General features: G+C 65.3%; 20 protein-coding genes. 10 read left to right on the top strand and 10 right to left on the bottom strand.

Annotated elements, in window-relative coordinates; all coding sequences use genetic code 11:
- Positions 1-64 precede the first annotated feature (64 nt).
- The 3 genes from AC0Z35_RS03675 to AC0Z35_RS03665 all read right to left on the bottom strand — a co-directional run bounded on the left by AC0Z35_RS03675 (position 65) and on the right by AC0Z35_RS03665 (position 2,760).
- Positions 65-1,180, bottom strand: coding sequence for an ABC transporter substrate-binding protein (locus tag AC0Z35_RS03675; protein ID WP_046805119.1), 1,116 nt, complete (start codon positions 1,178-1,180; stop codon positions 65-67).
- A gap of 376 nt (positions 1,181-1,556) precedes the next feature.
- Positions 1,557-2,303 (bottom strand): acetoacetyl-CoA reductase, encoded by a 747-nt coding sequence (phbB, locus tag AC0Z35_RS03670; RefSeq protein ID WP_104141905.1) that lies wholly within the window; start codon positions 2,301-2,303, stop codon positions 1,557-1,559.
- Positions 2,293-2,760, bottom strand: coding sequence for a hypothetical protein (locus tag AC0Z35_RS03665; RefSeq protein ID WP_485131352.1), 468 nt, complete (start codon positions 2,758-2,760; stop codon positions 2,293-2,295). Before AC0Z35_RS03665 ends, phbB begins: the two co-directional genes overlap by 11 nt.
- Positions 2,761-3,022: 262 nt before the next feature.
- On the opposite strand from AC0Z35_RS03665, the gene AC0Z35_RS03660 reads away from it, so the two are divergent.
- A complete protein-coding gene (locus AC0Z35_RS03660) occupies positions 3,023-4,642 on the top strand; it encodes an EAL domain-containing protein (protein WP_319308419.1) in 1,620 nt (539 codons plus the stop codon).
- Between the two features lie 3 nt (positions 4,643-4,645).
- Here AC0Z35_RS03660 and kch read toward each other — a convergent pair whose 3' ends face one another.
- Both kch and AC0Z35_RS03650 read right to left on the bottom strand, forming a co-directional pair.
- Entirely contained in the window at positions 4,646-5,857 is a 1,212-nt protein-coding gene (gene kch / locus AC0Z35_RS03655; protein WP_485131353.1) for a voltage-gated potassium channel protein, read from the bottom strand.
- Positions 5,858-6,296: 439 nt separating this feature from the next.
- Positions 6,297-7,109 carry a winged helix-turn-helix domain-containing protein gene (locus AC0Z35_RS03650; RefSeq protein ID WP_046805116.1) on the bottom strand — a complete coding sequence of 271 codons (813 nt, stop codon included), beginning with the start codon at positions 7,107-7,109 and terminating at the stop codon, positions 6,297-6,299.
- A 605-nt stretch (positions 7,110-7,714) separates the two neighbouring features.
- On the opposite strand from AC0Z35_RS03650, the gene AC0Z35_RS03645 reads away from it, so the two are divergent.
- Positions 7,715-8,119: a helix-turn-helix domain-containing protein gene (locus AC0Z35_RS03645; RefSeq protein ID WP_485131354.1), complete on the top strand. Its 405-nt coding sequence runs from the start codon at positions 7,715-7,717 to the stop codon at positions 8,117-8,119.
- Here the strand turns inward: AC0Z35_RS03645 and AC0Z35_RS03640 are convergent.
- Positions 8,100-9,266 carry an acyltransferase family protein gene (locus AC0Z35_RS03640; RefSeq protein WP_046805115.1) on the bottom strand — a complete coding sequence of 389 codons (1,167 nt, stop codon included), beginning with the start codon at positions 9,264-9,266 and terminating at the stop codon, positions 8,100-8,102. The genes AC0Z35_RS03645 and AC0Z35_RS03640 overlap by 20 nt on opposite strands.
- Positions 9,267-9,570: 304 nt before the next feature.
- Here AC0Z35_RS03640 and AC0Z35_RS03635 point away from each other — a divergent pair, with 304 nt between their 5' ends.
- The 3 genes from AC0Z35_RS03635 to AC0Z35_RS03625 all read left to right on the top strand — a co-directional run bounded on the left by AC0Z35_RS03635 (position 9,571) and on the right by AC0Z35_RS03625 (position 11,853).
- Positions 9,571-10,101 carry an META domain-containing protein gene (locus AC0Z35_RS03635; protein WP_046805114.1) on the top strand — a complete coding sequence of 177 codons (531 nt, stop codon included), beginning with the start codon at positions 9,571-9,573 and terminating at the stop codon, positions 10,099-10,101.
- A gap of 102 nt (positions 10,102-10,203) precedes the next feature.
- A complete protein-coding gene (locus AC0Z35_RS03630) occupies positions 10,204-11,001 on the top strand; it encodes a DUF4377 domain-containing protein (RefSeq protein WP_485131355.1) in 798 nt (265 codons plus the stop codon).
- A 114-nt stretch (positions 11,002-11,115) separates the two neighbouring features.
- Positions 11,116-11,853 (top strand): sulfurtransferase, encoded by a 738-nt coding sequence (locus AC0Z35_RS03625; RefSeq protein WP_485131356.1) that lies wholly within the window; start codon positions 11,116-11,118, stop codon positions 11,851-11,853.
- A 76-nt stretch (positions 11,854-11,929) separates the two neighbouring features.
- On the opposite strand, the gene metG is transcribed toward AC0Z35_RS03625, so the two are convergent.
- Positions 11,930-14,050 carry a methionine--tRNA ligase gene (gene metG, locus AC0Z35_RS03620; RefSeq protein WP_262984199.1) on the bottom strand — a complete coding sequence of 707 codons (2,121 nt, stop codon included), beginning with the start codon at positions 14,048-14,050 and terminating at the stop codon, positions 11,930-11,932.
- A gap of 202 nt (positions 14,051-14,252) precedes the next feature.
- Complete coding sequence (locus AC0Z35_RS03615; protein ID WP_006221752.1) at positions 14,253-14,528, bottom strand: hypothetical protein; 276 nt, start codon at positions 14,526-14,528, stop codon at positions 14,253-14,255.
- A gap of 101 nt (positions 14,529-14,629) precedes the next feature.
- On the opposite strand from AC0Z35_RS03615, the gene apbC reads away from it, so the two are divergent.
- The 4 genes from apbC to dcd are packed head-to-tail and all read left to right on the top strand — an operon-like array spanning position 14,630 to position 22,380.
- Positions 14,630-15,718, top strand: coding sequence for an iron-sulfur cluster carrier protein ApbC (gene apbC / locus AC0Z35_RS03610; protein ID WP_120157003.1), 1,089 nt, complete (start codon positions 14,630-14,632; stop codon positions 15,716-15,718).
- A gap of 3 nt (positions 15,719-15,721) precedes the next feature.
- The gene (locus AC0Z35_RS03605) at positions 15,722-17,617 is read left to right on the top strand and encodes an autotransporter assembly complex protein TamA (RefSeq protein ID WP_104141915.1); all 1,896 of its coding nucleotides are present in this window, start codon (positions 15,722-15,724) and stop codon (positions 17,615-17,617) included.
- Positions 17,614-21,774, top strand: coding sequence for a translocation/assembly module TamB domain-containing protein (locus tag AC0Z35_RS03600; protein WP_485131357.1), 4,161 nt, complete (start codon positions 17,614-17,616; stop codon positions 21,772-21,774). Before AC0Z35_RS03605 ends, AC0Z35_RS03600 begins: the two co-directional genes overlap by 4 nt.
- Before the next feature lie 42 nt (positions 21,775-21,816).
- On the top strand, positions 21,817-22,380 hold the full coding sequence (gene dcd, locus AC0Z35_RS03595; RefSeq protein ID WP_006221748.1) for a dCTP deaminase: 564 nt from the start codon (positions 21,817-21,819) through the stop codon (positions 22,378-22,380).
- Positions 22,381-22,398: 18 nt separating this feature from the next.
- Here dcd and AC0Z35_RS03590 read toward each other — a convergent pair whose 3' ends face one another.
- Positions 22,399-23,268, bottom strand: a complete 870-nt coding sequence (locus tag AC0Z35_RS03590; protein WP_485131358.1) for a GNAT family N-acetyltransferase — start codon at positions 23,266-23,268, stop codon at positions 22,399-22,401.
- Between the two features lie 161 nt (positions 23,269-23,429).
- Here AC0Z35_RS03590 and AC0Z35_RS03585 point away from each other — a divergent pair, with 161 nt between their 5' ends.
- On the top strand, positions 23,430-24,671 hold the full coding sequence (locus tag AC0Z35_RS03585) for a GGDEF domain-containing protein (RefSeq protein ID WP_046805141.1): 1,242 nt from the start codon (positions 23,430-23,432) through the stop codon (positions 24,669-24,671).
- Between the two features lie 22 nt (positions 24,672-24,693).
- On the opposite strand, the gene AC0Z35_RS03580 is transcribed toward AC0Z35_RS03585, so the two are convergent.
- The gene (locus AC0Z35_RS03580; RefSeq protein ID WP_319301080.1) at positions 24,694-25,212 is read right to left on the bottom strand and encodes a GNAT family N-acetyltransferase; all 519 of its coding nucleotides are present in this window, start codon (positions 25,210-25,212) and stop codon (positions 24,694-24,696) included.
- Between the last annotated feature and the right edge of the window lie 45 nt (positions 25,213-25,257).

Raw genomic sequence — 25,257 nt, 5'->3', positions numbered from 1 at the left:
CAGCAAAAAAGAAAACGCCTGAAGACAAGGCCGGGGCTGCGTGGCAGCCGCCGGCCCGGGCCCATCAACGTGCGACGATCTTGCCTTGGTCGGATTTGAGCTTGGCGTAGGGCGGGTCCACGCGCTGGCGGTCGCTGTCGAACTTGATGAAGCCGGTGACGCCTTCATAGCCCTTCTGGCCCAGTTGGGTCAGGGCGGCCTGCACGTCGGCGGGGGCGGTGGACTTGGCCAGGTTCATGGCGGCGGCCGTCAACAGCACCGCGTCATAGGCGTAGCCGGTGTAGGACGTCTTGAAGCCGTCCTTGTAGCGGGCCTTGAAGGCTTCGGCGTATTCGCGGCCCTTGGGGCCCAGCACCGATCCCACTTCCATGCCGATCTGGCCTTGCGCGATGTCGGCCGGCGTGTCGCTCAGGCACATGCTCAGCAAGATGCCGTACCACGGCGTCTTGCGCAGGCCCAGTTCAAAGGCCTCGCGGTTGATCACGGCCGATTCCTGGCCGTAGGCGGTGTAGATGTAGGCGTCCGGGTTGCTGCGCGACATCTGCTGCAATTCGCGGCGGTAGGTGGACTGGCCGGCGGTGTACAGCACTTCGGTCACGATCTTGCCGCCCAGCTTTTCAAACTCTTCCTTGTAGCCGTGCGCCACGCCTTGGCCGTAGGCGTTGTTGGGCGCAATGATGGCCACGTTGCGGTAGCCCTGATCCCAGGTGTCCTTGGCGGAAAAGCGGTTGCCCTTGTCTTCCAGGCCGATCAGGTTGAACGACGTGGCGCCCAGGTCGCGGATCTTGACGCTGGTGCTGGCGATGTTGATGTGCGTCACGCCTTCCTTGACCAGGTACTGGCCCAGCGGAATGGAAATGCCCGACGAGTATTCGCCGATGACGACCGGCACCTTGTCGACGCTGACCAGCTTGCGCGCGGCATTCAACGCAGTGGTGGGGTTGCCGCCCGAATCCTCGACCACCACGGCAAATTTCTTGCCCATCACGCCGCCGTCGGCGTTGACCTTTTCCACGGCCAGGTCCACGGCGCGGCGCACGTCCTCGCCCACAGTGGCGTTGGCGCCGGTCAACGACAGCACGGCGCCCATCTTTACGGTTTCCTGTGCGTGGGCGCCGGCGCCGGCCAGCGACAACATCAGGCAGGTGGCGCCCAGCAACGGGCGGACGAACAATTGCATGGTGGTTTCCCCTCGAAGCGTGCCGGGTCCGCGTCTGATGCGCGAAGGGGCCGGCGGTGTGTGGTGGCCCTGGGCATTACCCAAGGCGCGAAACGAGGGCAGATGTGGATACTAAAAATAGAAATTGCATCCAATCCTGCTCAAGTGGATGCAAATATACGAGGCAGCTCGGGTCTCAACAATATGGGGTTAACCCGTTACCTGGTGTTTCAAACACCGTTTTATCCACCGGGTTGCACCGCGTGTCGATATGCCGCAACGCATCGCGCCCGCCGACGGAGCCGTCGGCGGGCGCGATGTTGTTGCCTGAGAAACGAGGGCCGGCCGGTCAGCGTGGCCGCGTTACGGTCAGGACTTCAGTACTACGGTCAGTACTTCAGTACATATGCTGGCCGCCGTTGATGGCGACGTTGGCCCCGGTCATGAATCCTGCGTGCGGGCCGCACAGAAATGCCACCAGCGCCGCGACTTCTTCGGGTTGGCCCAAGCGGCCGACCGGGATCTGCGGCAGGATCTTTTCCTTCAGCACATCTTCGGGCACCGCCTGCACCATGCGCGTGTCCAGGTAGCCGGGCGACACGGTGTTGACGGTGACGCCCTTGCCGGCCAGTTCCAGCGCCAGCGCCTTGGTGAAGCCGTGGATGCCCGCCTTGGACGCCGCGTAGTTCGTCTGGCCAAACGCGCCCTTGCTGCCGTTGACGGACGAAATGTTCACGATGCGGCCCCATCCGCGGTCCGCCATGCCGCCACATAGCGGCTGTGTCATGTGGAACATGGAATCCAGGTTGCTGTGCATGACCTCGTTCCAAAATTCCAGGCTCATTTTTCGCAAGCGCGCATCGCGCGTGATGCCGGCGTTGTTGACCAGGATGTCGATAATGCGCCCGTCGTGGTCCAGCCGGCGCATCAGCGTCTGGCATGACGCGTAGTCGCCCACGTCCACGGAGTACAGCGCGAAGCGGCGTCCGCGCGAGGCTTCTTCTTCGGCCCAGGCGTGCGCGGCGCCTTCGTTGGAGTGGTAGGTGGCGATCACGTCGTGGCCGGCATCGTGCAGCGCCAGCGCGATGGCGCGGCCCAGGCCGCCCGAGCCACCCGTCACCAGCGCGGTGCGTTTATCCGTCATGGCGATCTCCGGGTTGGTTGGCATCGCGCATGGCGGCGCACGCGGCGGCCATCTGGTCCGACATCGCCGTCCAGATCTGTGTCATGGGGAAGGGCGCGGGGGCGATGCCGCCGCCGGTGGCCAGCTTGAACCAGCCGCTCATGGCTTCGCCCAGCCCGGCCGTCAGCGCGGCCTGCTCTTGCAGCGCGGCATGGGTGATGGCCTGGCTGGCTTCCAATTGCGCCTGCCATTGCTTGCGCGTCATCTCGCCCAGCGCCGGTGCAATGGATTGCCAGTCGCCGGTGTGTTGCAGCGGGCTTAGCGTGGACAGCGTGTTGGTTGTGTGTTGGTCGGCCAGCCGGCGGCCCAGTTCCATCCAGCGCTGCTGGCTTTCCTGGGCTAGTTGGGTCAGTCGTTGGTAATAGGCGGCGTTGGCGCCGGCAATTCCCTGGGGCATGGAGGCAGTAGGTTTCTTCATCATCCGTCCTTGTCGTAGTGGTAAGGGGCAACGAATCAGTCCTGGAAGCCGTCTGGGTCAGGGCGGCTGCGCCTAGCGCACGGCGTGGGTCAACAATAGCCCAGCGTCCCCCCGCAATGCCAGCCCGTGCGCGCCGCGCTTTTGTGCCCGCAAAGTAACTTGACGTTACCTCGGCCATGGTGTGTCATGCGTCGAAGCGGCACTTGGGCTGCACGGACTATTCAGCGAGGCAGTTGTGGCCACATCGGGAATAACGGTTCGCGTGCCGTCCTGGCGGTACCTGCCGGTGGCGCTGGCGTTGGTGCTACCCGCGCTGCTGTGCCTGGCGGGGACCTGGATCCACGCCAAAAAGCAGCAAAGGACCGAAGCCGAAGCCGCCGCGCAGATCGTGCGCGTGCAAATCGAGAACATGCTTGCGCAGGCGTGGCCGGTGCTGGATCAGGTGGCCGAGCTGACGCCGCAGCCCTGTGCTCAGGTGTTGCCGCAGCTGCGTCGCTGGGGCACGCTCAACCCGTATTTCCGCGCCTTGGTGCTGGCCAACGATCGCCACATTTATTGTTCTTCGATCGTCGGCGAAGTGGATTCCGAATTGGGCGATTTCCGCAAATGGCCCATCGACGGCACGCCCGACCGCTGGCTGTTTTCAGTGGCGGGCACGCCGCTGGCGCCGGACCGCCCGGCAATTCTGCTGGGCAAGCCGGGCGCCCCGGGCTTTAGCGGCGCCGTCGCGCTGGACGGCCGCTACGTGCTGGACCTGCTGAACGCCGTGGGCACGTTGGGCGACTATCGCATTGAACTGATCGTGGGCAAGGGCGCGCCCATACACAGCGATTCCTGGAGCGACGACGACGCCGGCATCCAGCCCGTGTACGACGAAATCACGCGCAACAACGGGCGGGTCGCGTTGGCGATCAACGTGAGGGCGCCCACGGCAAGCATGATGCACGCCTGGAAGCAGCTGTTGCTGAGCTACCTGCCCGCCACCTTATTGATTGGCGCGGGCCTGGCGTTTGCGGCGTATCGCCTGCAACTGAACCGCCTGTCATTCAAAGAGCAGTTGCGCCGCGCCATGCTGGCCAATGAATTCCAGGTGCATTACCAACCGGTGTATGGGCAACTGACCGGGCAGTGCGAAGGCGTGGAAGCGCTGATGCGATGGAACCGGCCCGGCGTGGGTTTCGTGCGGCCGGACATCTTCATTGCGGCCGCCGAAGCCGAGGGCATGATCATTGCCTTGACCCAGCACCTGCTGCGGCTGATCGAACGCGATTTGCAAACGTGGCGCACCCCGCCTGACTTTCACATCGGCGTGAACATCGCGCCCGAGCATCTGTCGAGCAACCTGCTGGTGCCCGACATGCAGGCGTTTCTGGCCAACGTGGCCGCGCGGCGGCCGCTGCTGGTGCTGGAAATTACCGAGCGCAGCCTGATCCAGGACAGCGGCCAGGCGCGCCGCAACATCGAGGCGTTGCGGGCGGCGGGCGTGCGTGTGGCGATCGACGATTTCGGCACGGGGCATTGTTCGCTGTCGTACCTGCAGAAGTTTCCGGTGGACTACCTGAAGATCGACAAGGGCTTCGTGCAGTCCATTCTGCCGACCGGTGAAGAGGCGCCGGTGCTGGACGTGATCATCACCTTGTCGCACCGGCTGAATCTGGCGGTGGTGGCCGAGGGCGTTGAAACGCAGGTCCAGTTTGACTACCTGACGGCGCGCGGCGTGGCGTTCATCCAGGGCTATTTGTTTGCGCGGCCGATGCCGTCGGCCGAATTCATCCCCTGGTACGCAAAGCACTCGCCGCCAGGCGCGGTGCCGCCATCGTCGGGTGGCGCGACGACGGGCGCGCTGGCGCAAGCTACGCCGCCGGGCGCGACAGCGGCGTAGCGATCAGGACGCCTTGGCCTGCGGTTCGGCCTTGGCGAAGAACAAGTCGGTGATGGCCTGGCCGTCCATCGGTTCGCCGTTGATGGCACGCGCCAGCAACTCGGCGCCCAGCAGTTGCACCGAGAACACCAGGTCCGGATGCACGCGCCGGATCTTTTCCAGATGCTTGCTGGTGTTGACCAGCGCCACCGTCTTGGCGCCGCCCTGCGCCGTGGCCTCTTTGGCGGCCAGCACGATGAATGCGTTTTCGGCGTCGTCGTCGCGAAGCGCCAGCACATAGCGCGCACGCGTCACGCCGGCGTTGTGCAACACGTCTACGCTGGACGGGTCGCCTTCGATCAAATCGGTGGCGGCGGGGTATTCATGCGGCATGCCGGGCGGCACGATTACCGTGACCTCGTCGCCGCGCCGGCGCAATCCAGCGTAGACGCTAAGCGCCAGCGGCGTCGCGCCCGCGATGATGATGTGGTTTTTTCTCATGGCGGTTGAAAACTTGCCTTTGACCAGCCGTTTCAAGTTGCCGCCGATCACCGGGCCGGCGATGGCGCTGATGGACGTGGCGAACACGGTAATGCCCAGGATGATAATCGACGCGGTAAAGAGCCTGGCGGTGGTGCTGTGCGGCGTGATGTCGCCATAGCCCACGGTCGACATCGACACGATGGAAAAGTAGAACGCGGTGCCCGCGTCCTTGACCGGCGGGTTGAATTCTTCGCCCAGGTAGAGGGTGCCGAAGACGGCGTAGATCAACAGGGACATCACGCTGACCAGCGCGAACAGCGAACCCGCCGTCACGCTTGCGCGGTCAAAGCGGCGCCAATACACCCCCAGCGCAATCACCAGCACCATCGTGTAGATGCCCAGCCCCGCGCGGCCGCTGTCGCCAAGAATCGCGAAGGTGCCGATGCCGATCAGCAGCACCAGCGAGAACGCCCAGGCGATGCGCGCCTTCAAGATCAGGCCGATGGCAATCACCTGTAGCCCCACACCCAGCACCAGGCGCGGGATTTCCAACAGGCCCACCACGCGCATCACTTCATGCCAATTGTCCAGCGCCAGCCAGAACGAATATTCGCGCGCGCGCACTTCGCGCAGCACGGGGTGCATGAATGCGTAGCCGTCCAGCGCAACCAGGATGGCCAGGCACCAGTTGGGGGGAAACACCGCCAGCACTTTCTTGTGCAGGCGCATCAGCGACACAGAGGTTAGCGGCATTGGACCTGTCCTTTAGTCCGCATTTTAGGACGATGACTCAAAGGGCTCTGCTATATCAAATAGGTATAGAAGGCTATCAACAAAGAATTACTGGATTCGGGTGCCAAGTCATAAACTTCGTTCATCACGCGGCTATCCAAGTGGAAAACCGCTGATACGGGTGGAAGTCAGCCAGTAGTCGGGGCCGGCCAGCACCCAGGCGTTGATCACGTTGCAGCTTGTGCGCGGACTAGAGACCGCGCAGAAGTTCACGGTCGGACCGTGCGTGAGCAGTATGAGGCACGAATGTTGGAATCGCGTGATCCAGGTAGAAGGCATCAGTGCCGGCTGATGACTCCGGGTTCACGTGTTGTTTTAGCGCGGCGTCTTACCTCTCGGGGGCAGCGCCGCGTTTTTTTCGCCCGTTCAATCTGAACGCGCCATGGGCTTTGCGCCCAGATCAGTTTGCCGCGCCGGCGTCTTCGGTTTCGCGGCCCCATTCTTCCAGCCCGTCCTGCCGGCTGTCCTCCCCTGAAGCTCGATAGTCCGGGTCCAGCGCGATATCCGCCGCGAACATATAGCCCCAGCCGTGCACAGCCCGGATCGGCAATGTCATCTGGTTGGCGGTGGCCTTGCGCCGCAAGCGGCTGATCATGACGTCGACGAAGCGCCGGCGCGTGATGCCGCTGTCTGCATCGTCGGCCCCATCGGCGTAGAACGCGTCACGGCTGATCTTGCGATCGGGCGCCGTCACCAGCCGCGACAGAAAATCGCGTTCGCCGGTGGTCAGCCCCAGTGTGCGGCCGGCGGGGCTGATCAGTGTCCACCCCTTGTTGGCCAGGCGCCAGGTTTCCTGCGCCGGTTCTTCGGCGTGCGTGTCCGCCGCGGCTTCCATGCCGTCAAGCCCCACCGCTCGGCGCACCAGCGCCTGCAATGCCGCGGCCAATTCCAGCCCCGTCACATCGGGAGGCAGGCAGGCGTCCGCACCGCACAGCAGCGTGCGGATCCGGCTTTCGGCGTCTGCAAAGGCGGCGATGGCGACAATGCCCAGGCCCCGATCGACCGCGCGCAAGCGTACGGCGGCGTTGTGGATATCGGAAAGCGGCGCGTCCAGCACGACCAGCGGACTGGGGCGGCGGGAATAGCGGTCGTAGACGTCGATCAGGTCATGGCAACGGCGTACGCAGAAACCCAGATGAGACAAGGCATCCACAAGCCTGGCGTGCTTGGCATCGTCATTGCCAAGGAAAATGACATCCAGCGTGTTATTCATTGATGCTTCCAATGAGCCGGCGCGGCACGGAGCGTCGCGCCATGACGAGACCGTCTGGCGGTGTTTTTTTGAATGTGGGCACGGGCTTCGGCCGGCTTCCTGTCCGATGCTGGCCACCAGCGGCGAGGACTATGCCGCCTTGAAGTCACGCCCGTGTTTCATTTAAACACGGGCGTGTTTTTTTGTGAAGATACGTTTCTGTAGTTTCTGATGGTAACCGTGGCGTCACGGAACAGTAGCGGAAAGCACCGCGCCGCCTCGGGCTTTGCGCCCCTGCCTCAGCGGATTATTAAGTATTACCGATACATTATTTTCTATTTTGCATACGGAATTGCTCATAAACTCGTGCGGCTTTAACGTCGGGCTTGCGGGTTGTACCCCGGTGCGACTACCCTTTCCGCGCACGCTGCATTATTGCGGTAAGTGGCTGGCCGGCTTGGGTTTTCGTCGGTGTGACCCGCTCGATAAAGCCGTGCCGGCGGGGCTCATGCGACACGCAAGCACGCGAATATTGCGATTTACGGATTAACCCTGAAATTGGGGCGCAATCCGTTTATTTGGCGCCAGTGTTGAGATGTTTTAATCAAATAAATAATTTCATATTAATGTCTCAGGTTGATCGATTGGACACGTTTAGCCATCGTCTGCGCAACGCAAGAATGCTTCAGGGATGGACTCAAAAGGACTTGGCGGTCGCAAGCAACCTGTCGCAAAGCGCTATCGGCAACTACGAAAGCGGGCAGCGCCAGCAGCCCTCCAGCGATGCGCTTATCAAATTGACCCGCGCTCTGCGGGTCAGCCCGATGTGGCTCAGTACCGGAGAAGGGCCGATGCTTAGCTCCGGCTATGCCGAGCCGACCGCGGCCAACGCCAATCCCGGCGACCTGCCGGCCCCACCGGCGTGGCCCTTCGAATCGGTGTCCTACGCCACCTATTCACGCTTGAGCTCGCAGGAAAAGCGGCAGATCGAACTCGTGCTTGCCGCCTACATCAAGGCACGCGGCGAATAGGCCCCATGGGTTGAGCCGGGCTGGGCGGCACCGCGCTTTGCGGCCGGCGATGCGGGTCCGGCGCGGGCATGAATTCGCCCGGCTGCGGCTTGCGGCGCAGGCGGCTGCGCAAGCGTTCCACGGGGTCCGCCACCAAGCCGTTCAATAGCGCCGAAAACCCGATGCAACCCGCGATCACCAATGCCGCGAACAACATGGGCTGGTGCATTTCAACGTCGTTGAGCAACCAGCTGAAGAACAGGATCACCAGCGAATGACAGATATAGATCGGGTAGCTGAGTTCTCCGATGGCCTTGTCCAGGCGGTGGCGCGACTGAAACAGAAAAGCCAGCGGCAACAGCGCGGCAAACAGCAGCACCGCCAACCCATCACGCACCGTCGGATTGATGCCGATGGAAAAGTGCAGCAGCGTGTAGATGAACAGCGCCACGGTGCCCGCTTCAGGCAGCCGGTGAAACCGGCGCGTCCAGGCCTTGAAGCGCGGCAGCAGTACCTGGTGCGATAGCGAACCGATCAGGAACAACGCCAGTTCGGTGGGAAAGAACCGATAGGTCCAGGGATCCGTCACGCCGACGCCGGTCACGATCAAGACGCCGCGCAGCGCCAACGATGCGGCCAGCAGGGCCAACAATCTGCGCGGCGATCCCAGAACAAAAGGCGCGACCAGGTAGAAGCTCATTTCGACACCGAGCGTCCAGGCCTGCGGCACCAGCAATCCCTGGTAGAGCGGCACTTCGCTATTGGCGAAGCTGCCCGTGAATGCCAGCGCCGAGTGTTCGATGCCGAAGAACATCAACCAGTCCTGTCCGAAGATGAACAGGTTGGACAGCACCAGGAAAAGATCGGCCGAGAAGGGCAGGGCTGCATAGAAGCGGAAGAACGCGCCGCCGCTTAAAACATGCGCCAGCAGGGTCAGGCCCGCCACCGTCAGATAGATGGGGAACAGGCGCAGGAAACGATTGGCGTAGAACTTGCCCGTGGCGCCCTGGTAGTTGTCCGTGGCGGTCAGCACATATGAAATCAGAAAGCCCGAAATCACATAAAACAGTTGCACCGCCAGCCGCCCGCCGACAAGGTGATCGGCGTAGCCGCCGCCCAGGTGGTCCAGCACCACTGATAGCGCCAGTAGAGTTCTCAAGAAGCCCATCGCCGTGTCTCCCGGTAATCTTTTATGGCCGGCCAGAAGCGGCCGACGCATGCGTCGTTCGTTACGTTGCGATCGGCTTGTTTGCCCTGTGCTGCCAGGGTGGCCAGATGCGTGGTCTGGAATGATTCTGCGCGTCGGACACAGGCGCCGCCATGCGGCATTCGATGCAGCACCCTGCATCTTCGGCGTGATGGAATCGGGCCATCGTGCTGCTTTTGGATACGGCTGTAGGGTTTAGAGAGCAGGACGTTACAGGCCTGTGCCGGTTACAGTCGGGGCTATGAAACCTTTAGGAGACCTATTCATGCCTACCCCTCTGTCTTCGCGTTGCCGGCTGCTGTGCCTGAGCCTGCTGACCCTGGCATTGGCGGGTTGCGCGGGGTCCACCGGAGGCGCGCGCCCGCAAGGCGCCGCCGCGGCCAATGCCGCCACCAGTGCAGATTCCCTGGCCCAGACAAGTTGGGAACTGGTGCGCTGGACCCAGACGGGCGGCGCCCAGCGCGACATCCCCCACGGTGATAACGGCGAGCCGGTGCAGCTGACCTTTCTGGCGCAAGGCAAGCAGTACCGCGTCAACGGCTTTTCCGGCTGCAACCGCTATATGGGGTCGTACAAGCTGCAAAGCGGCAAGTTGTTTATCGACGCCCCGGCCACCACGCGCATGGCCTGCGTGCCGCCCGAACGCGCCAAGCTTGAAGCCGACTACCTGCGCGGCCTGACCGCCATCGACACCTTCACGTTGGACAGCGGTGGCGCGCCCCGGCACCTGACGTTCAACTTGCGCGGCGGCGACGTGCTGGAATTTGAACGCCGTCAGGACCCGCCCACGCCGTAAGCCCTTGGCAGCGCGATAATGTCGCCTTTCCGCGCCCGGCATCGCGCCGTGGCGCGGCCCGACTTGCTGACCTGCTGACGTGCTCACGTGCGGAGACCGCCCATGCCCTTTACCGCTATCCTGCGCTGGCTGGCGCCATGCGCGCTAGCCGTTGCCCTGGCCGCTTGCGCCGGCCCGTCCCATCGCGCCGCCGATGGGCAAGACCGCCGCTTCCAACCCGCTTCCGCCTCCGACATCCTGGCCCAGACCAGCTGGGACCTGGCGCGCTGGACCTCGCCGGGCGGCGGCTTGCGGACGATTCCGCATCCCTCGTCGAATTCGCGTCCCCTGACTGTCAGCTTCGTCCATGTGCAAGGTGCGCCGCGGGTATCGGGCTTTGCGGGTTGCAACCAATACAACGCGCCCTATACCGTGGCTAACGGCCAACTGATCGTGCAAGCGAATCCGGTCGCCACGATGATGGCGTGCGCGCCGCAGAACATGCAGCTTGAGCAGGACTTCCTGACTGGGCTGACGCGCATCACCGCGACGTCGCTGGACAACACCAACAACCCTCAGCGCATGACGTGGGTGCTTGCCAGCGGCGATACGCTGGACTTTGGCCGCCGCGTGGACCCGGTGGCGGGCGGGCAAGCCGGGCCGACCAAGCTGGTCTATGTGAATGCCGAGCGCGTGCCCTGCAACGGGGGCGCCGGTCGCGCGCTGTGCTATCAGGTGCGCGACAGCGCCTCGCAGCCGTGGCAGTACTGGTATGGCGACATCACGGGCTTTCAGTTTCAGCCGGGCATCCGTTACCGGCTGCGCGTGGTTGAAGTGACCGACCCGAACCCGCCGCCGGGCGCTTCAACCACGCGCTGGGTGCTGGACGCGGTGATCGAGCAGGAAATCGTCAGCCGTTGATACGGATCAAGCCGGGCGCTGGGCGGCGGGGCGTGCCCGGCGCTCGCGCCTGCGGGGCGATCCGCCCAGCGTTTACTATTACGGCCTTCGCCCACCGCTTTGCATTGCTTTGCCATGACTGCCGTCGTCAATATCGCCGCCTACAAATTCGTTTCGCTGGATCTCCTGCCCGACCTGCGCGCCCACCTGTTGACCGTGGCTGGCGACTGCGGGCTCAAGGGCACCATCCTGCTGGCCGAAGAAGGCATCAACCTGTTCCTGGCGGGTTCCGCCCAGGGCATCGACAGCTTCCTGCAAACGCTGCGCGCCGATGCGCGCTTTGTAGACCTGGAAGTGAAATTCAGCCATAGCGAAGGCGTGCCGTTTCGCAAGCTGCTGGTCAAGATCAAGCGCGAAATCATTCGCATGGACCACCCCACCATCCGCCCTGAAGCGGGCCGTGCGCCGGGGGTGGACGCCAAGACGCTGGCGCGCTGGCTAGAGCAGGGCGCCGACGATGCCGGCCGCCCCGTCGTCATGCTGGACACGCGCAACGCCTTTGAAGTCGATGAAGGCACGTTCAAGAACGCCATCGATTGGCGCATCGAACGCTTCACGCAGTTTCCGGCCGCCGTACAGGCGCACCGCGCCGAACTGGAAGGCAAGACGGTGGTCAGCTTCTGCACGGGCGGCATCCGCTGCGAAAAAGCCGCCATTTACATGAACGAGGCGGGCATTCCCAACGTGTATCAGCTGGACGGCGGCATCCTGAAGTATTTCGAGGAAACCGGCGGCGTCGGGTATGACGGCAAATGCTTCGTCTTCGACGAACGCCATTCGCTGGACCCGGAGCTGGCGCCCACCCAGCCGTAGCCCTGGCCCGGGCCGTCTGCCAAAGAAAAGCCCGCCATTACCGGCGGGCCTTTTTTGCGTCAGGCGGATGCGCCGATCAACGCACGCGCATGCCGGGCTTGGCGCCGGGGAAGGGCTCCAGCACATAGATGCCGGCGTCCACGGCTTCGTCCGCGTGGCTGGCGGCCAGCACCATGCCTTCGGACACGCCGAACTTCATCTTGCGCGGCGCCAGGTTGGCCACCATGACGGTCAGCTTGCCGATCAGGTCTTCGGGCTTGTAGGCCGACTTGATGCCCGAGAACACGTTGCGGTGGCGGCCTTCGCCCACGTCCAGCGTCAGGCGCAGCAGCTTGGTCGAGCCTTCGACGTGTTCGCAGTTGACGATCTGCGCAATGCGCAGATCCACGCGGGCGAAATCGTCGATGGAAATGGTTTCGGCAACGGGCTCGCCACCGGGCACAACGACGGGGGCGGCGGGCGGTTCGAACAGGTCTTCCAGCATCTGGGGTTCCACGCGTTGCATCAGGTGCTTGAACGGTGCCACGCGCTGCGGCAGCACGGCGGCATCGGCCCAGGTGAACGGCGCTTGGGCGCCAAACAACTCCAGCGCGACGCGCTCGGCCAGCGACGGCAGCACCGGCGCCAGCATCACCGACAACGCCTTGAAGCCGGCCAGCGAACGCGAGCAGATGTCTTGCAACGCGGCCTTTTGCGCGTCGTCGGCGGTGGCCAGGCCCTTGGCCAGCACCCACGGCTGCGCGGTGTCGAACGCCTGGTTGATGCGGTCGGCGTAAGCCATGATCTCGCGAATGGCGCGGTTGTATTCGCGTGCCTCGAAAGCGGCGCGGATCGACTCGGCCTGTTCGGCGTATTCGGCCGACAACGCGGCGGTGTCGCCGGAATAGCCCAGCACGCCGTCAAAGTGCTTGGTGATGAAGCTGGCGGCGCGGCTGGCGATGTTGACGTATTTGCCGACCAGGTCGCTATTGACGCGCGCGATGAAATCCTCGGGGTTGAAGTCCACGTCCTCGACGCGGGCGTTCAACTTGGCGGCGATGTAATAGCGCATCCATTCCGCGTTCATGCCCAGTTCCAGATAGCGCAGCGGCGAAATGCCGGTGCCGCGGCTCTTGGACATTTTTTCACCGCTGACGGTGATGAAACCGTGCACATTGACCGCGTCCGGCGTCTTGCGCCCGGCGAATTTCAGCATGGCGGGCCAGAACAGCGCGTGGAAATACACGATGTCCTTGCCAATAAAGTGCACTTGTTCGGTGGTGCCGTTGGGGTCGAGCAGGGCGTCGAAGTCCAGGCCCTTGACCGCGCAGTACGACTTCAGCGACGCCAGATAGCCCACCGGCGCGTCCAGCCACACGTAGAAGTACTTGCCCGGCGCGTCGGGGATCTCAATGCCGAAGTAGGGGGCATCGCGCGAGATGTCCCAGTCGCCCAGCTTGGCCTCGCCGTCTTCGGCGCCTAGCCATTCCCGCGTCTTGGCCAGCATTTCCGGCTGCAAGTGCTTGCCGCCGTTGGCGTTGGACCCGGTGGTCCATTGCTGCAGGAATTCCACGCAACGGGGATCGGACAACTTGAAGAAAAAGTGGTCGGACGACTTCAGCACCGGCGTCGCGCCGGTCAGCGCCGAATACGGGTTGATGAGTTCGGTGGGCGCGTACACGGCGCCGCACACTTCGCAGGAATCGCCGTATTGGTCCTTGGCGTGGCACTTGGGGCATTCGCCCTTGATGTAGCGGTCGGCCAGGAACATGCCCTTGACCGGGTCGTAGAACTGTTCGATGGAGCGCGTTTCGATCAGGTTCTGCTCGCGCAGCGCGCGGTAGATGTCATGCGACAGCGCGACGTTTTCCGCCGAATCGGTGGAATGCCAGTGGTCGAAACGGATGTGGAAGCCGTTCAGGTACTGCGGGCGTTCAGCGGCGTAGCGGGCCACCAGCGCCTGCGGCGTGATGCCCTCTTTTTCGGCCTTCAACATGATCGGCGCGCCGTGCGCGTCGTCGGCACCCACGAAATGCACCGTGTGGCCCGCCATTCGCATCGAACGCACCCAGATATCAGCCTGGATGTATTCCATGATGTGGCCGATGTGGAAGGATCCGTTGGCGTAGGGCAGCGCTGTGGTGACAAATAGGGTGCGAGACATGGTTGTCGACAGAGGGGGAGGGAAAAAGGGTTTGGCGGGCCATTTTAGGACAATGGCGTGGACTTGCCCCGGCGCGGCCCGATAACGACGCAACCCGCCGATCGCGCGGGCGCGATTCAGGCGGGTTGGAATGGGTGGCGGCCGGCAGTCGGTGGCGGTACCCGGCGCGGGCAGTCCGGGCGGTCGTACCGGGCGACGGCAAAGGCAACGGCAAGCTTGCGCCGCACGCGGCGCAAGCGTTTACGTCATGCCGACGTTAGCGAACTTCGCGAGCTTCGACGTCGATCACATCGCCGCGCGGCTGCGTGGCGAAGGGGGCGGTGGCGGTCTGGAAGGGTCCCGGTCGGGCGCCTTGGCGCTGGCTCCAGTAGGCGCGGACGCCGAAAGGTTTGCCGCGCACCTTGGCGACCACGTAAAGGATCGCCACGGCAAGCGCCGTGGACAGCATGAAGACCAGCGCCATCGCCATACCGATCAAGGCCAGGGCGGCGAAAAGGACGGCACGGAAGAAGCGGATAAGTGTGTTGGTCATGAAGGTCGGATGCAAAACGCAGCGAAAGGTTCCCGCGTATCCGCTATCCTTTAGGGGATGGCGGCCCGCAGAAGCCGCGCTGCCTACGGAACCATAGTGACATGAGTATAACGATAGAAAACATCCGCGCCGCTTTGCGCGCGGCGCGCGACCCCAACACGGGTTTGGACCTGGGCGTTTCTGTAAAAGATCGTGACATCGACCTGACAGGCGGCCGCGTGGCTGTCACCCTGGAATTGGGGTATCCCGCCGACGGCGTGCGGGAACAGGTGGCCGCCGTGGCGGCCGCGGCGCTGGCCCAGGCCGGCGTTCCCGACGCCCGCATCAACATCACCTGGAAGGTTGCGGCCCACGCGGTGCAGAAGGGCTTGAAGCCGCTGCCCAACGTGCGCAACATCATTGCCGTTGCGTCGGGCAAGGGCGGCGTGGGCAAGAGCACCACCGCCGTGAACCTGGCGCTGGCCTTGTCGGCCGAGGGCGCCAAGGTCGGCGTGCTGGACGCCGACATCTATGGCCCCAGCGTGCCCACGATGCTGGGCATTTCGGGCCGCCCGGAAAGCCTGGACAACAAAAGCATGGAACCCCTGACGGGCCACGGCTTGCAGGCTAATTCCATCGGCTTCCTGATCGACGCCGATTCCCCCGCCATCTGGCGCGGCCCGATGGTGACGCAGGCGCTGGAACAGTTGCTGCGCCAGACCAATTGGCGCGACCTGGATTACCTGATCGTCGACATGCCTCCCGGCACGGGCGATGTGGCGTTGACACTGGCGCAGAAGGTGCCGGTGGTGGGCGCCGTCATCGTGACCACGCCGCAGGACATCGCGCTGCTGGACGCCCGCAAGGGCTTGCGCATGTTCCAGAAGGTTGAAGTGCCGATTCTGGGCGTGGTCGAAAACATGGCCATTCACATCTGCTCGCAGTGCGGTCATGCCGAACACATTTTTGGTGAAGGCGGCGGCCAGCGCATGGCCGAGCAGTATCAAACGCCCTGGCTGGGCAGCCTGCCGCTGACGCTTGCCATCCGCGAACAAACGGACGCCGGCAAGCCCACCGTGGTGTCGGATGCCGGTAGCGAAGCCGCCGGGCTTTATCGTGCCATTGCCCGCAAGCTGGCCGCCGGGGTGGCCGCGCTACCGCGTGATATGGCCGGAAAATTTCCGTCTATTGTCGTCCAGCAGCCGACCTGACACATGCAATGGGCAGCCCGCGCCATTCTGGCAGGACTATGCGTGTTTTCAGCCGAGGCGTTGGCCAAGCGGCCGGAAGTCATCGTGGACCCGGGCGGCGTGCCGCCGGCCGCGCTGACGGCCATTACCGAGGCCGTTGATGCCATTGCTCGGCTGGCTGAAGACCAGGACGGGGGCGAAATCAACCGGCTGCGACGCCGTGCGCGCGACGCCACGCTGGCCGCGCTGGCCACGCAGGGTTACTTTTCACCCACGGTAACGCTGGAATCCGGCACCGATATCGGCGGGGAAACCTGGGATATCGGCATCGTGCCGGGCAAGCGCACGACCGTCTCGTCCGTGGACCTGAAGTTCACCGGCCGCATCACGCGTCCGGAATTCGCCCAGCGTGTGCAAAAGCTGCGCGACGACTGGCAGCTCAAGGCCGGACAGCCATTTATCAATAGTGACTGGAATCGGGCCAAGTCGAACCTGCTGGATGAGATTTCGACGCGCGACTTCATGCTGGCGCGCATGACGGCATCGCAGGCGGAAATCATGGCCGACACGGCCACCGCCGCCTTGCAGGTGACCGTGGACAGCGGGCCGCAGGTCCGTATGGGCGAACTGACCACCGAAGGCCTGAAACGCGTACCGGACAAGCTGGTGCAGCGCTACGTGCGCTATTCGGTCGGGGCCGCCTACGATCAGAACCGACTGGATACCTGGCAGCAGGACCTGCAATCAACGGCCTTCTTTCGCGGCGCCTTCGTGTCGTTGGAGCCGCCCGGCAGCACGCCGCCGCAGGCGGCCGACGTGAAATCCGATCGCGCCCGCGCGCCCGGCTCTGCCGATGTGGCCGCCGCCACGCCCGCGGGCGACCCGACTGTGTCGGGCGCGGTGCCGCCGCCGCCGCCCGCCTATGACTCGGACGGCGAAGTGACCTTGCCCGTGCAGGTGCGCGTGGTGGAAGCGCCGCCCAAGCGGTTCACGGCGTCGATCGGCGTAGACGACGAGGCGGGCGTACGCGTGGAATCGCTATACCGCCAGAACGTGGTCTTCGGCCAACCCGTCACCATGGAAACCGGTTTCAGCGTGGACCGTCTGCGTCAGCGCGCCTACGCCGACTTCCTGCTGCCGCCCACCGAGCGCGGCTACAAGGATTCGTTTGGCGTGCTGGCCGACCATTCCGACATCCAGGGCCTGGATGTAACCCGCTATGCCCTGGGCGCCACGCGTCTGCAAGAGCGCAAGGGCGCGGGCGACAGCCGCGTCGAATATGAAACGCGTTGGGGCCTGCTGCTGGCACAGGACCACGTAAAAATCGACGGCGGCGACGAATATACGTTGCCCACGCTGACCGCCACGGCCGAATGGCTGCGCCGCGACGTCGACAACAAATATGACCCGCGCGAAGGCAACCTGATTGCCGTGGGCGGCGGCGTGGGCGTGACGCTGGACACTGGCGAACCCTATACCCGCGCCCGCCTGCGTGCGCAGAAATGGTGGCCCATCGGCAAGCTGGACGTCTTGACGGTGCGCGGCGAGGTCGGCCGCGTGTGGTCCAGCAGCAAGGTGCAGGTGCCGGACGACTTCGGCTTTCGCACGGGCGGCGCGCGGTCCATACGCGGCTACAAATATCAAAGCATCGGCGTGCAACGCGACAACGCCGTGGTGGGCGCGCCGACGCTGGTTGTAGGTAGCGTCGAATACGACCACTATTTCAACGAACGCTGGGGCATGGGCGTGTTCGTGGACGCGGGCGATGCCGCCGAGTCCTTCGGCGACATGTCCCTGGCGGTGGGCTACGGCGTCGGCGCGCGGGTGCGCACCCCCGCCGGCCCCTTGTTCCTGGACGTGGCCTACGGCCAGCGCGAGCGCGACCTGCGTCTGCACTTTTCGTTGGGGATCGCGTTTTGAAGCTGTTGCGCAAATTCCTGCGGCAGGTGCTGGTGTGGTGGCTGCCGGGTTTGGCGATGCTGCTGTTGCTGGCCGCCGGCTTCCTGTTCTGGCTGGTGGGGTCGCAAAGCGGCACGCGGCTGTTGCTGACCACCGCCGCACAGCAGTTGAACGGCCAGGCGCTGGACGTGAACGGATCGTTGTTGCGCGGCGTGACCGTGGGCAAGCTGGACGTGGACGCGGGCGGCACGCGCGTCGATATCAGCCGGCTACATCTGAATGTGGACTGGCGCGCGCTGGGCCAGCGGCGGCTGCATGTGCGCGACGTGTCGGCGGAATCGGTGCGCGTGGCCTTGGCCCCGTCAGCCGAGGCGCCCGCCACGCCGGACGATAGCGAGCCGTTTTCCTTGCCGTCCCTGCCCGTGGATATTGCCGTGGACCGCCTGGCCCTGGGTGACTTTCAACTGGTGCAGGACGGCCAGCCGTTGCCGGTCACGCTGGGCGACCTTAGCGCGACGTTCGCGGCCGGCAAGCAAGGCGCGCAGCTGCGCATCGCGTCGCTGCGGGTTGGCCACGAGGTGGGCGAGGCGCAGGTGTCGGGCGAAGCGCAGCTGCAAGGCATGGCCGACCCCTGGCCGTTCGCCGCGCGCCTGGATGTGACCGCGCGCGGTTCCGGCCCCGAATCTCCCTTGTGTCAGGCGGACCGATTAGGGGGCGTATTCGCGGCGGGTCCGGCCGCGACGGGCAAGCAAGGGGACACGACGTCGCAAGCCAAGCGCGCCGCCAGCGCCGAACGCACGGCGCAACCGGGCGCACGCACTGCGCCGCAATCCGGAACAGCGGCGAAACCGCGCGGCAGCGCACCGAGCAACGCGCAGGCGAACTCCAAAGCCAATGCGCCGGCGTCCGACGCGAACGTGCAGGCGAGCTCCAAAGCCGATGCGCAGGCGAACTCCAAAGCCGACGTGCAGGCGAACTCCAAAGCCGACGCGCAGGCGAACTCCAAAGCCAATCAGGGCCGCAACAAAGCCGATGCGCGGACGACCACAGCAAGCGCACAGGTAAATCCCAAAGCCACGGGGAACGCCAATGTGGCCGCCGGGCCGGGCGCGAGCGCCGGCTCCAAAGCCGCTACTTCCGAGATCGCCGGCCCGCCCGCGCCCGCCTGCCAGGTCGTGCTGCGCGCCGATGCGGCGGGGTCGATGGATGGCATCCAGGCCAAGCTGGACGGTGCCGGGTCGGGGATGCTGCTGGACGTGGTGGCCGACCTGGCCCCGCGCACCGCGCTTATCCTGCGCAGCGCCCGCGCCAACGCGCAGCTGCCGGATAAGTCGACCCTGGCCGCCCAGTTCGACCTGCAATCGGGCGCCGGCCAAGTCGCCGGCCGCGACCGCATCACCGGCACGATCAGCGCGCAGCGTTTGGATCTGGCGCCGTGGTTGGGCAAGGACGTGCCCCCGGCAGTCCTGACGGTGCGCGGCGACGTGCAGGCCGACATTGAAAACCTGAGCCAGTTGCGCCATGCCGCCATTGACCTGCGTTTCGAAGAGGGCACCCGCTGGAACAAGCAGCCGCTGACGGGCGGCGTGAAAGCGCAAGTGGACATCGCCGCAACCGAGCCCGGATCGGCACCGGCCGCGGCACCGGCAACAGCGACGGCGCCGGCACCCGCACCGGCACCCGCAACGGCACCTGCACCGACACCCGCAACGGCACCCGCACCGGCACCCGCACCGGCACCCGCACCGGCACCCGCACCGGCACCCGCACCGGCGGGCTCCACAACGGCGCCAACGACCGCACCCGCACCCGCCGCCTCCTCCGACCCGCTGTCCGGACTGCGCATTCACGGCCTGGACGTGGACTTGAAGCTGGGTCGCAACCGCATCCGCGCATCGGGCGAGATGGACGCCACCGACGGCGCGCTGACCTTGGACGCGCAGGCGCCGCAGCTGGACGCCTTCTGGCCCGGCATCCCGGGCGGCGCCGAGCTCAAGGGCAAGCTGGCCGGCAATATCGCGGCGCATCGCGGCGAGCTCAACGCCGGTTACACCCCCGCCAAGCCCCGCGCGGGCGTGCTGGGCGAGGCGCCGGCCAAAGCCAATATCGTCTTTGCCGGCGGCTGGGGCAAGGGCCCCGCGGGCCAGCCCGACGCGGCGCTGGTGGGCTGGCGCGGCACCTTTTCCAAGCTGACGGCCGATAGCGCCGGGTTTGTCGTGGCGGCTGACCGGGCGGTCTCTTTGGCCTATCTGCCGTCGGCCGTGCACCCGCAATGGCAATGGCAGGTGGGCCAGACCGTTCTCAGCGTGACGCTGCCGGGCAAGGAACGCCTGACCTTGGCGCACCAAGGCTCGCGCGGCGGTGGCAAGCGCTGGGAAACCGCCGGCCAGGCCGACAACCTGGTCATCACGGCCGCCATGGCCCGCCAGGTGATCGGCGCGCTGGACCCCGAGGCCGCCGCCAAGCTGGGCAAGGGCCCCTCGCGCGTAAACGCCATGGTGCCCGAGGGCCAGCGCCGCATCGCCCTGGACCTGCTTTGGGACTTGAAATTTGACGGCCGCCTGGCGGGCAAGGCGCGCATTGCCCGCCGTGAAGGCGACCTGCTGATCCCCGGCGACCCGCCCGTCCCCCTGGGATTGAAGGCGCTTGTGCTGGACCTGACGGCCACGCCCACGTCGCCCAACGCCAGCCGCCTGGACGCCAGAATCGACCTGGCTACCGCCAAGATGGGCACCGTGAACGGCACCGGCACCGCCGTGCTGCGCGTGGACGCCAAGGGCGGCATGGCGCTGGACGAGCGCCAGCCGCTGCGTGCCAAGCTGGACGCCGACATTGCCGATCTGGCCTGGGTCGGCCTGTTTGTGGGCGATTCGATGGAAGTGGGCGGCGCCGTCAAGGCCAACGTCGAGGTGCAAGGCACCTTGGCCGGAAAATGGTCGGCCACGGGCAACATCCGGGGCGACAAGCTGCGCCTGGTCCGCATTGACGACGGCGTGCGCCTGGTGGACGGCACGCTGTCGGCGCGGCTGGATGGCCAGCGGCTGGTGTTGGACAGCCTGCGCTTTCCGGCATCGCTGCGCGTGATGCCGGCCGAATGGCGCACCAAGGAATGGATCACGACCAACCCCGAGGCCAAGGGCGGCTACGCCGAGGCGCGCGGGCAGTGGAACATCATGGACGGCGGTGGCGACATCAAGCTGACGCTGTACCGCTTTCCGGCCTTGCAGCGCTCGGACCGCTACGCCATGGTTTCCGGCACGGTCACGCTGACGGCCGCCATGCCGCGCATCGACATCGTGGGCGACCTCAAGGCTGACGCCGGGTGGTTCAGCCTGGAAATCCTGCAGGGCGTGCCGTCGCTGGATGACGACGTCAAAGTCATTCATCCGGGCCAGGATCGCGCCACGGTGTCCACGCCGCTGCAAACCAGCATGAACCTGAAGTTCGACATGGGGCCGCGTTTCTACATTACGGGCATGGGGCTGGACGCCGGGCTGCTGGGCTCCATCCAGATTCTGCTTAATGATGGCAGGCTGACCGGCGTGGGCGCGTTGCGCACGCGGGGCGGCGGCATCGAGGCCTATGGCCAGAAGCTGCGTCTCAGCCGGGGCACGCTGACGTTCCAGGGCCGGCTGGACAACCCGCTGCTGGACATCGAAGCCCTGCGCACGGGCGAACAGGTCGAGGCCGGCGTCAAGGTGGTCGGCACCGCGCAGCGCCCGCGTATCGACCTGGTGTCCTACCCGGACGTCAGCGATGTCGAAAAGCTGTCCTGGCTGCTGCTGGGGCGCGGACCCGACGAAAGCGGCAGCGACGCGGCCTTGCTGGTGTCGGTGGGCACCGCGCTGCTGGGCGGCGGCCAGCCGTTCTACAAACAGTTCGGGCTGGACGATGTCAGCGTGCGCACCGGCAATATCGGCAGTTCGGGCAGCATCCTGCCCGACCGCACGGTGGCCGGCGACGTAAACCGGGACAGTGACAGCCAGCTGGCAACCCAGTTCCTGGTGGCCAGCAAGTCTTTCGCCAACGGCATCACGCTAAGCGTGGAGCAGGCGCTGGCCGGCAGCGACACCGTGGGCCGGGCCAGTTACCGTCTGGCGCGCGGGCTTTCCGTGGACTTGAAGGGCGGGTCGGTCAACGGCATCGCGCTGGTGTACCGGACGTTCTGGGGGAACTGAGTAAAATGACGGCCACTTCACCCCTTTAGCACCATTCCCACCATGAGCATCAAAAGCGACCGCTGGATCCGCCGCCAGGCCGACGCCGGCATGATCGAACCCTTTGAACCGGGCCAGGTCCGCACGGCCAATGGCGGGCGCATCGTCAGCTACGGCACCAGCAGCTACGGCTACGACGTGCGCTGCGCCGATGAATTCAAGATTTTCACGAACATCAATTCCACCATCGTCGACCCGAAAAACTTCGACGAAGGCTCGTTCGTGGACTTCAAGGGTGATGTTTGCATCATCCCGCCGAATTCCTTCGCTCTGGCCCGCACGGTGGAATACTTCCGTATTCCGCGCAGCGTCCTGACCATCTGCCTGGGCAAAAGCACCTACGCGCGCTGCGGCATCATCGTCAACGTGACGCCGCTGGAACCCGAATGGGAAGGCCACGTCACGCTGGAATTCTCGAACACCACGCCGCTGCCCGCCAAGATCTACGCCGGCGAAGGCTGCGCGCAGATGCTGTTCCTGGAAAGCGACGAAGTGTGCGAGACCTCGTACGCGGACCGTGGCGGCAAATACCAGGGCCAACGCGGCGTGACGCTGCCGCGCACCTGATCGGGGGGCGCTGGCGGCTTAGCCCGCGTGCCCCGGCGCCGGGCGCAGGTAGTCGATATCCCATTCCGACTCGGCCGTCTGCACAAACCCGTGCCGCCGATAAAACCGGTTCGAATCGCTGCCCCGCAGCGCGCCCACACTGACCGGCAGCCCCTGGCTGTCGGCGTCATCCAGAATCCTTTGCAGGACGCGGCCGCCCAGGCCCTGTCCCTGCGCGGCGGCCACCAGGTACAGGTGGTCCAGCCGCAGGCCCTGGCCGTCCGGCCGCAGGGCATAGAACCCCACCCGTTTTCCGGCATGTTCGATCCACCAGGTGCAATCCGGGTGGAAATTGGCGCGCAGCCGTTCCCGGGCACGCGCCGGGTCGAATCTGCCCGCTCGTTCCAGGCTGTCGCGCATGGCCTGCACGCGGATGTCGGCCAGCGCATCGAAGTCGGATGCCGAGACGGGCAGGGTGCGCACCTGATCGCCCGTGATTTCGTCATAGCCGCGTCCCAAAAATTGCAGGATGCAGATGCCGTGGCCATACGGGTCGCTAAGGTGTGCGATGCGGCCCCAGGCGTGAGTGGCAGCGTGGCCTTCCAGGATGGCGCCGGCGGCGACGGCCCGATCGACGGCCCGGTCCACGTCGGGCACGACGACGTCCAGGTGCACGGGCGTCCAATGGCGGGCGTAATCGCGCGATGGCGCCGCCGCGCCTGCCGCACCCGCCGCACCCGTCGCAGTGGTGCCAGCGGCCTTTTCCAGCAGATAGATGGGGGCGTTGGCGCCCAGCATTTCAGCCGCTTTCGGCCCCAGCCGCCGGTGCAGCGTCAGCCCGAAGGCGCGTTCGTAGAAGACGATGGCGTGTTCAAGATCGGGCACATCGATATTCACAAGCAGCTGCATGGCGGCATTCCTTCGGCGGGGGATGAAAACATATCACGCGCGCCACGGGCCGGCGACACAGCGGTAACCGCGCTAAAGAACCCCCGCCGGCGACCGTAAAAAGGATATATATGTTTGCCGATTTGGCGACGTCATCTCTGCAAGCGAGCAAGGCCCCCACCGTGCGTTACCCCCATATCCCCTGGCTGCCCCTGTTGTTCTACCCCGCGTTGCCAGTGGCCGCCGCGGTAGGCCTGATGCTGTGGCGCGAGTGGCCGCCCGCGCTGACCTTGATCGTGCCGTTCGTGCCGTGGGTGATGGCGCTGATCGGCGCGGCCATCTGCTTGATGTATCAGCGTTCGCAAACCATGGCGCTCATGCTGTGCGTGCTGGCGGCCACGGCGGTATGGCCGACGCTGGCGCGCGAGGCGCCATGGGCGTTGGGCCCCGCGCTGGCGTGGTGGGCCATTGCCTACACCATCAACGCGCTGTGGGCCGAACGATCCAGCATGCTGTTGGACCTGGCGCTGCGCATCGGCCTGATTGCCGTCGGCATGGCCGGCATTGCGCTGGTCGGCAAAGAAGGGCTGGTGGAAGTGTTTGGCACGCTTGCCCTGCAAGGCAAGCTGGCGCGGCTTGGCGTGCCGGTCGAGGCGCTGGTGGCGTTGCTGGGCACCGGCCTGACGCTGACCCTGTTGCTGCTGCGCTATGGCCGCCCGCAACAGGCCGGACAATGGCTGGGGTTTGTGTGCATGGCGTGGGCATTGCCGCGCGGCGCGCAGCATCCAATCGAACTGGCCCTGATGTCCGCCGCCGCGCTGACGGCGCTGTGCATTTCGCTGGCCCACGAAGGCTTTCACATGGCGTTTCGCGACGAGCTGACCGGCTTGCCGGGCCGGCGCGCGCTGAACGAACGCCTGCAACGCATGGGCCGCGTCTACACGCTGGCGATGGCCGACGTGGACCATTTCAAGGCATTCAACGATACGCACGGGCACGACGTGGGCGACCAGGTGCTGCGCATGGTGGCGTCGCAGCTGCGGCGCGTGCCGGGCGGTGGGCAGGCGTATCGCTACGGCGGCGAAGAATTCACGTTGGTGTTTCCGGGCAAGACGGCGGCGGAAAGCCTGCCGCACCTGGAAGCGGTGCGCCGCGCAATCGAGGCCTACCAGATGCGCCTGCGTGACAAGCCCGCGCGACCCAAGGCAGATCAACTGGGCCAGCGCCGGCGCGGTGCGCGCGGTGCGCGCAATCCGCGTCCGCTGCGGGTAACGGTAAGCATCGGCGTGGCCGAGCGGGGCGACGCGCTGCGTGCGCCGGACGCGGTCATCAAGGCGGCTGACCAGGCGCTGTACAAGGCCAAGGACGGTGGCCGCAATCAGGTGTGCGCCTACGGCACGCGGCGGCGCGGGGCGGCGGCGTAGGGCGCTCCGCCCGCTTTGTCGTTTACTTTTCCGCTAGCGGCAGCGCCATCAGCGTTTCGTCGTAAAGCTGGTCATTGACGCATAGCGCCTCGCGCTCGCGCCCGTATTCCACGAAGCCCAGGCCGGCATACAAGGCGGCGGCCGACGTGTTGTTGGACGTGACGCTTAGCTGCACCTGACGAATGCCGCGCATGGTGCGGGCATGCGCGATGGCGGCTTGCAACAGCAACCGCCCCAGCCCGCGGCCACGCTGTTCGGGCGCCACGTAGACGCTCCAGATATGCGCCTTGTGCCGCATCTTCAACTTGCGCTGGCGGCCCACGCCGATGATGCCCACCAGGTCATCACCCACGAACACCCCGAACATCGCGCTGTCGTCCTGCGGGGTGACCCAGCCTTTGATGTCGTCCAGTGTCAGCGTGTGTTCCTCTTCGTAACTCGATCCGAACGATTCCGGCGTTTCAACCAGGGCGTCCAGGCGCAAACGTCGCAGTGACGGGGCGTCAAGGGCAGTCAGGCGTCTGACTAGCGGTGCGGTCATGGGCGGCAAGTGTTGGGAATAGGAAACGTTGAGGGGTTTCCCGCC

The organism is Achromobacter sp. 1L-A-4-B-C2, assembly GCF_057291955.1.
Note: the sequence above shows the minus strand (reverse complement) of the source record. Positions and strands in the feature narration are given on the sequence as shown.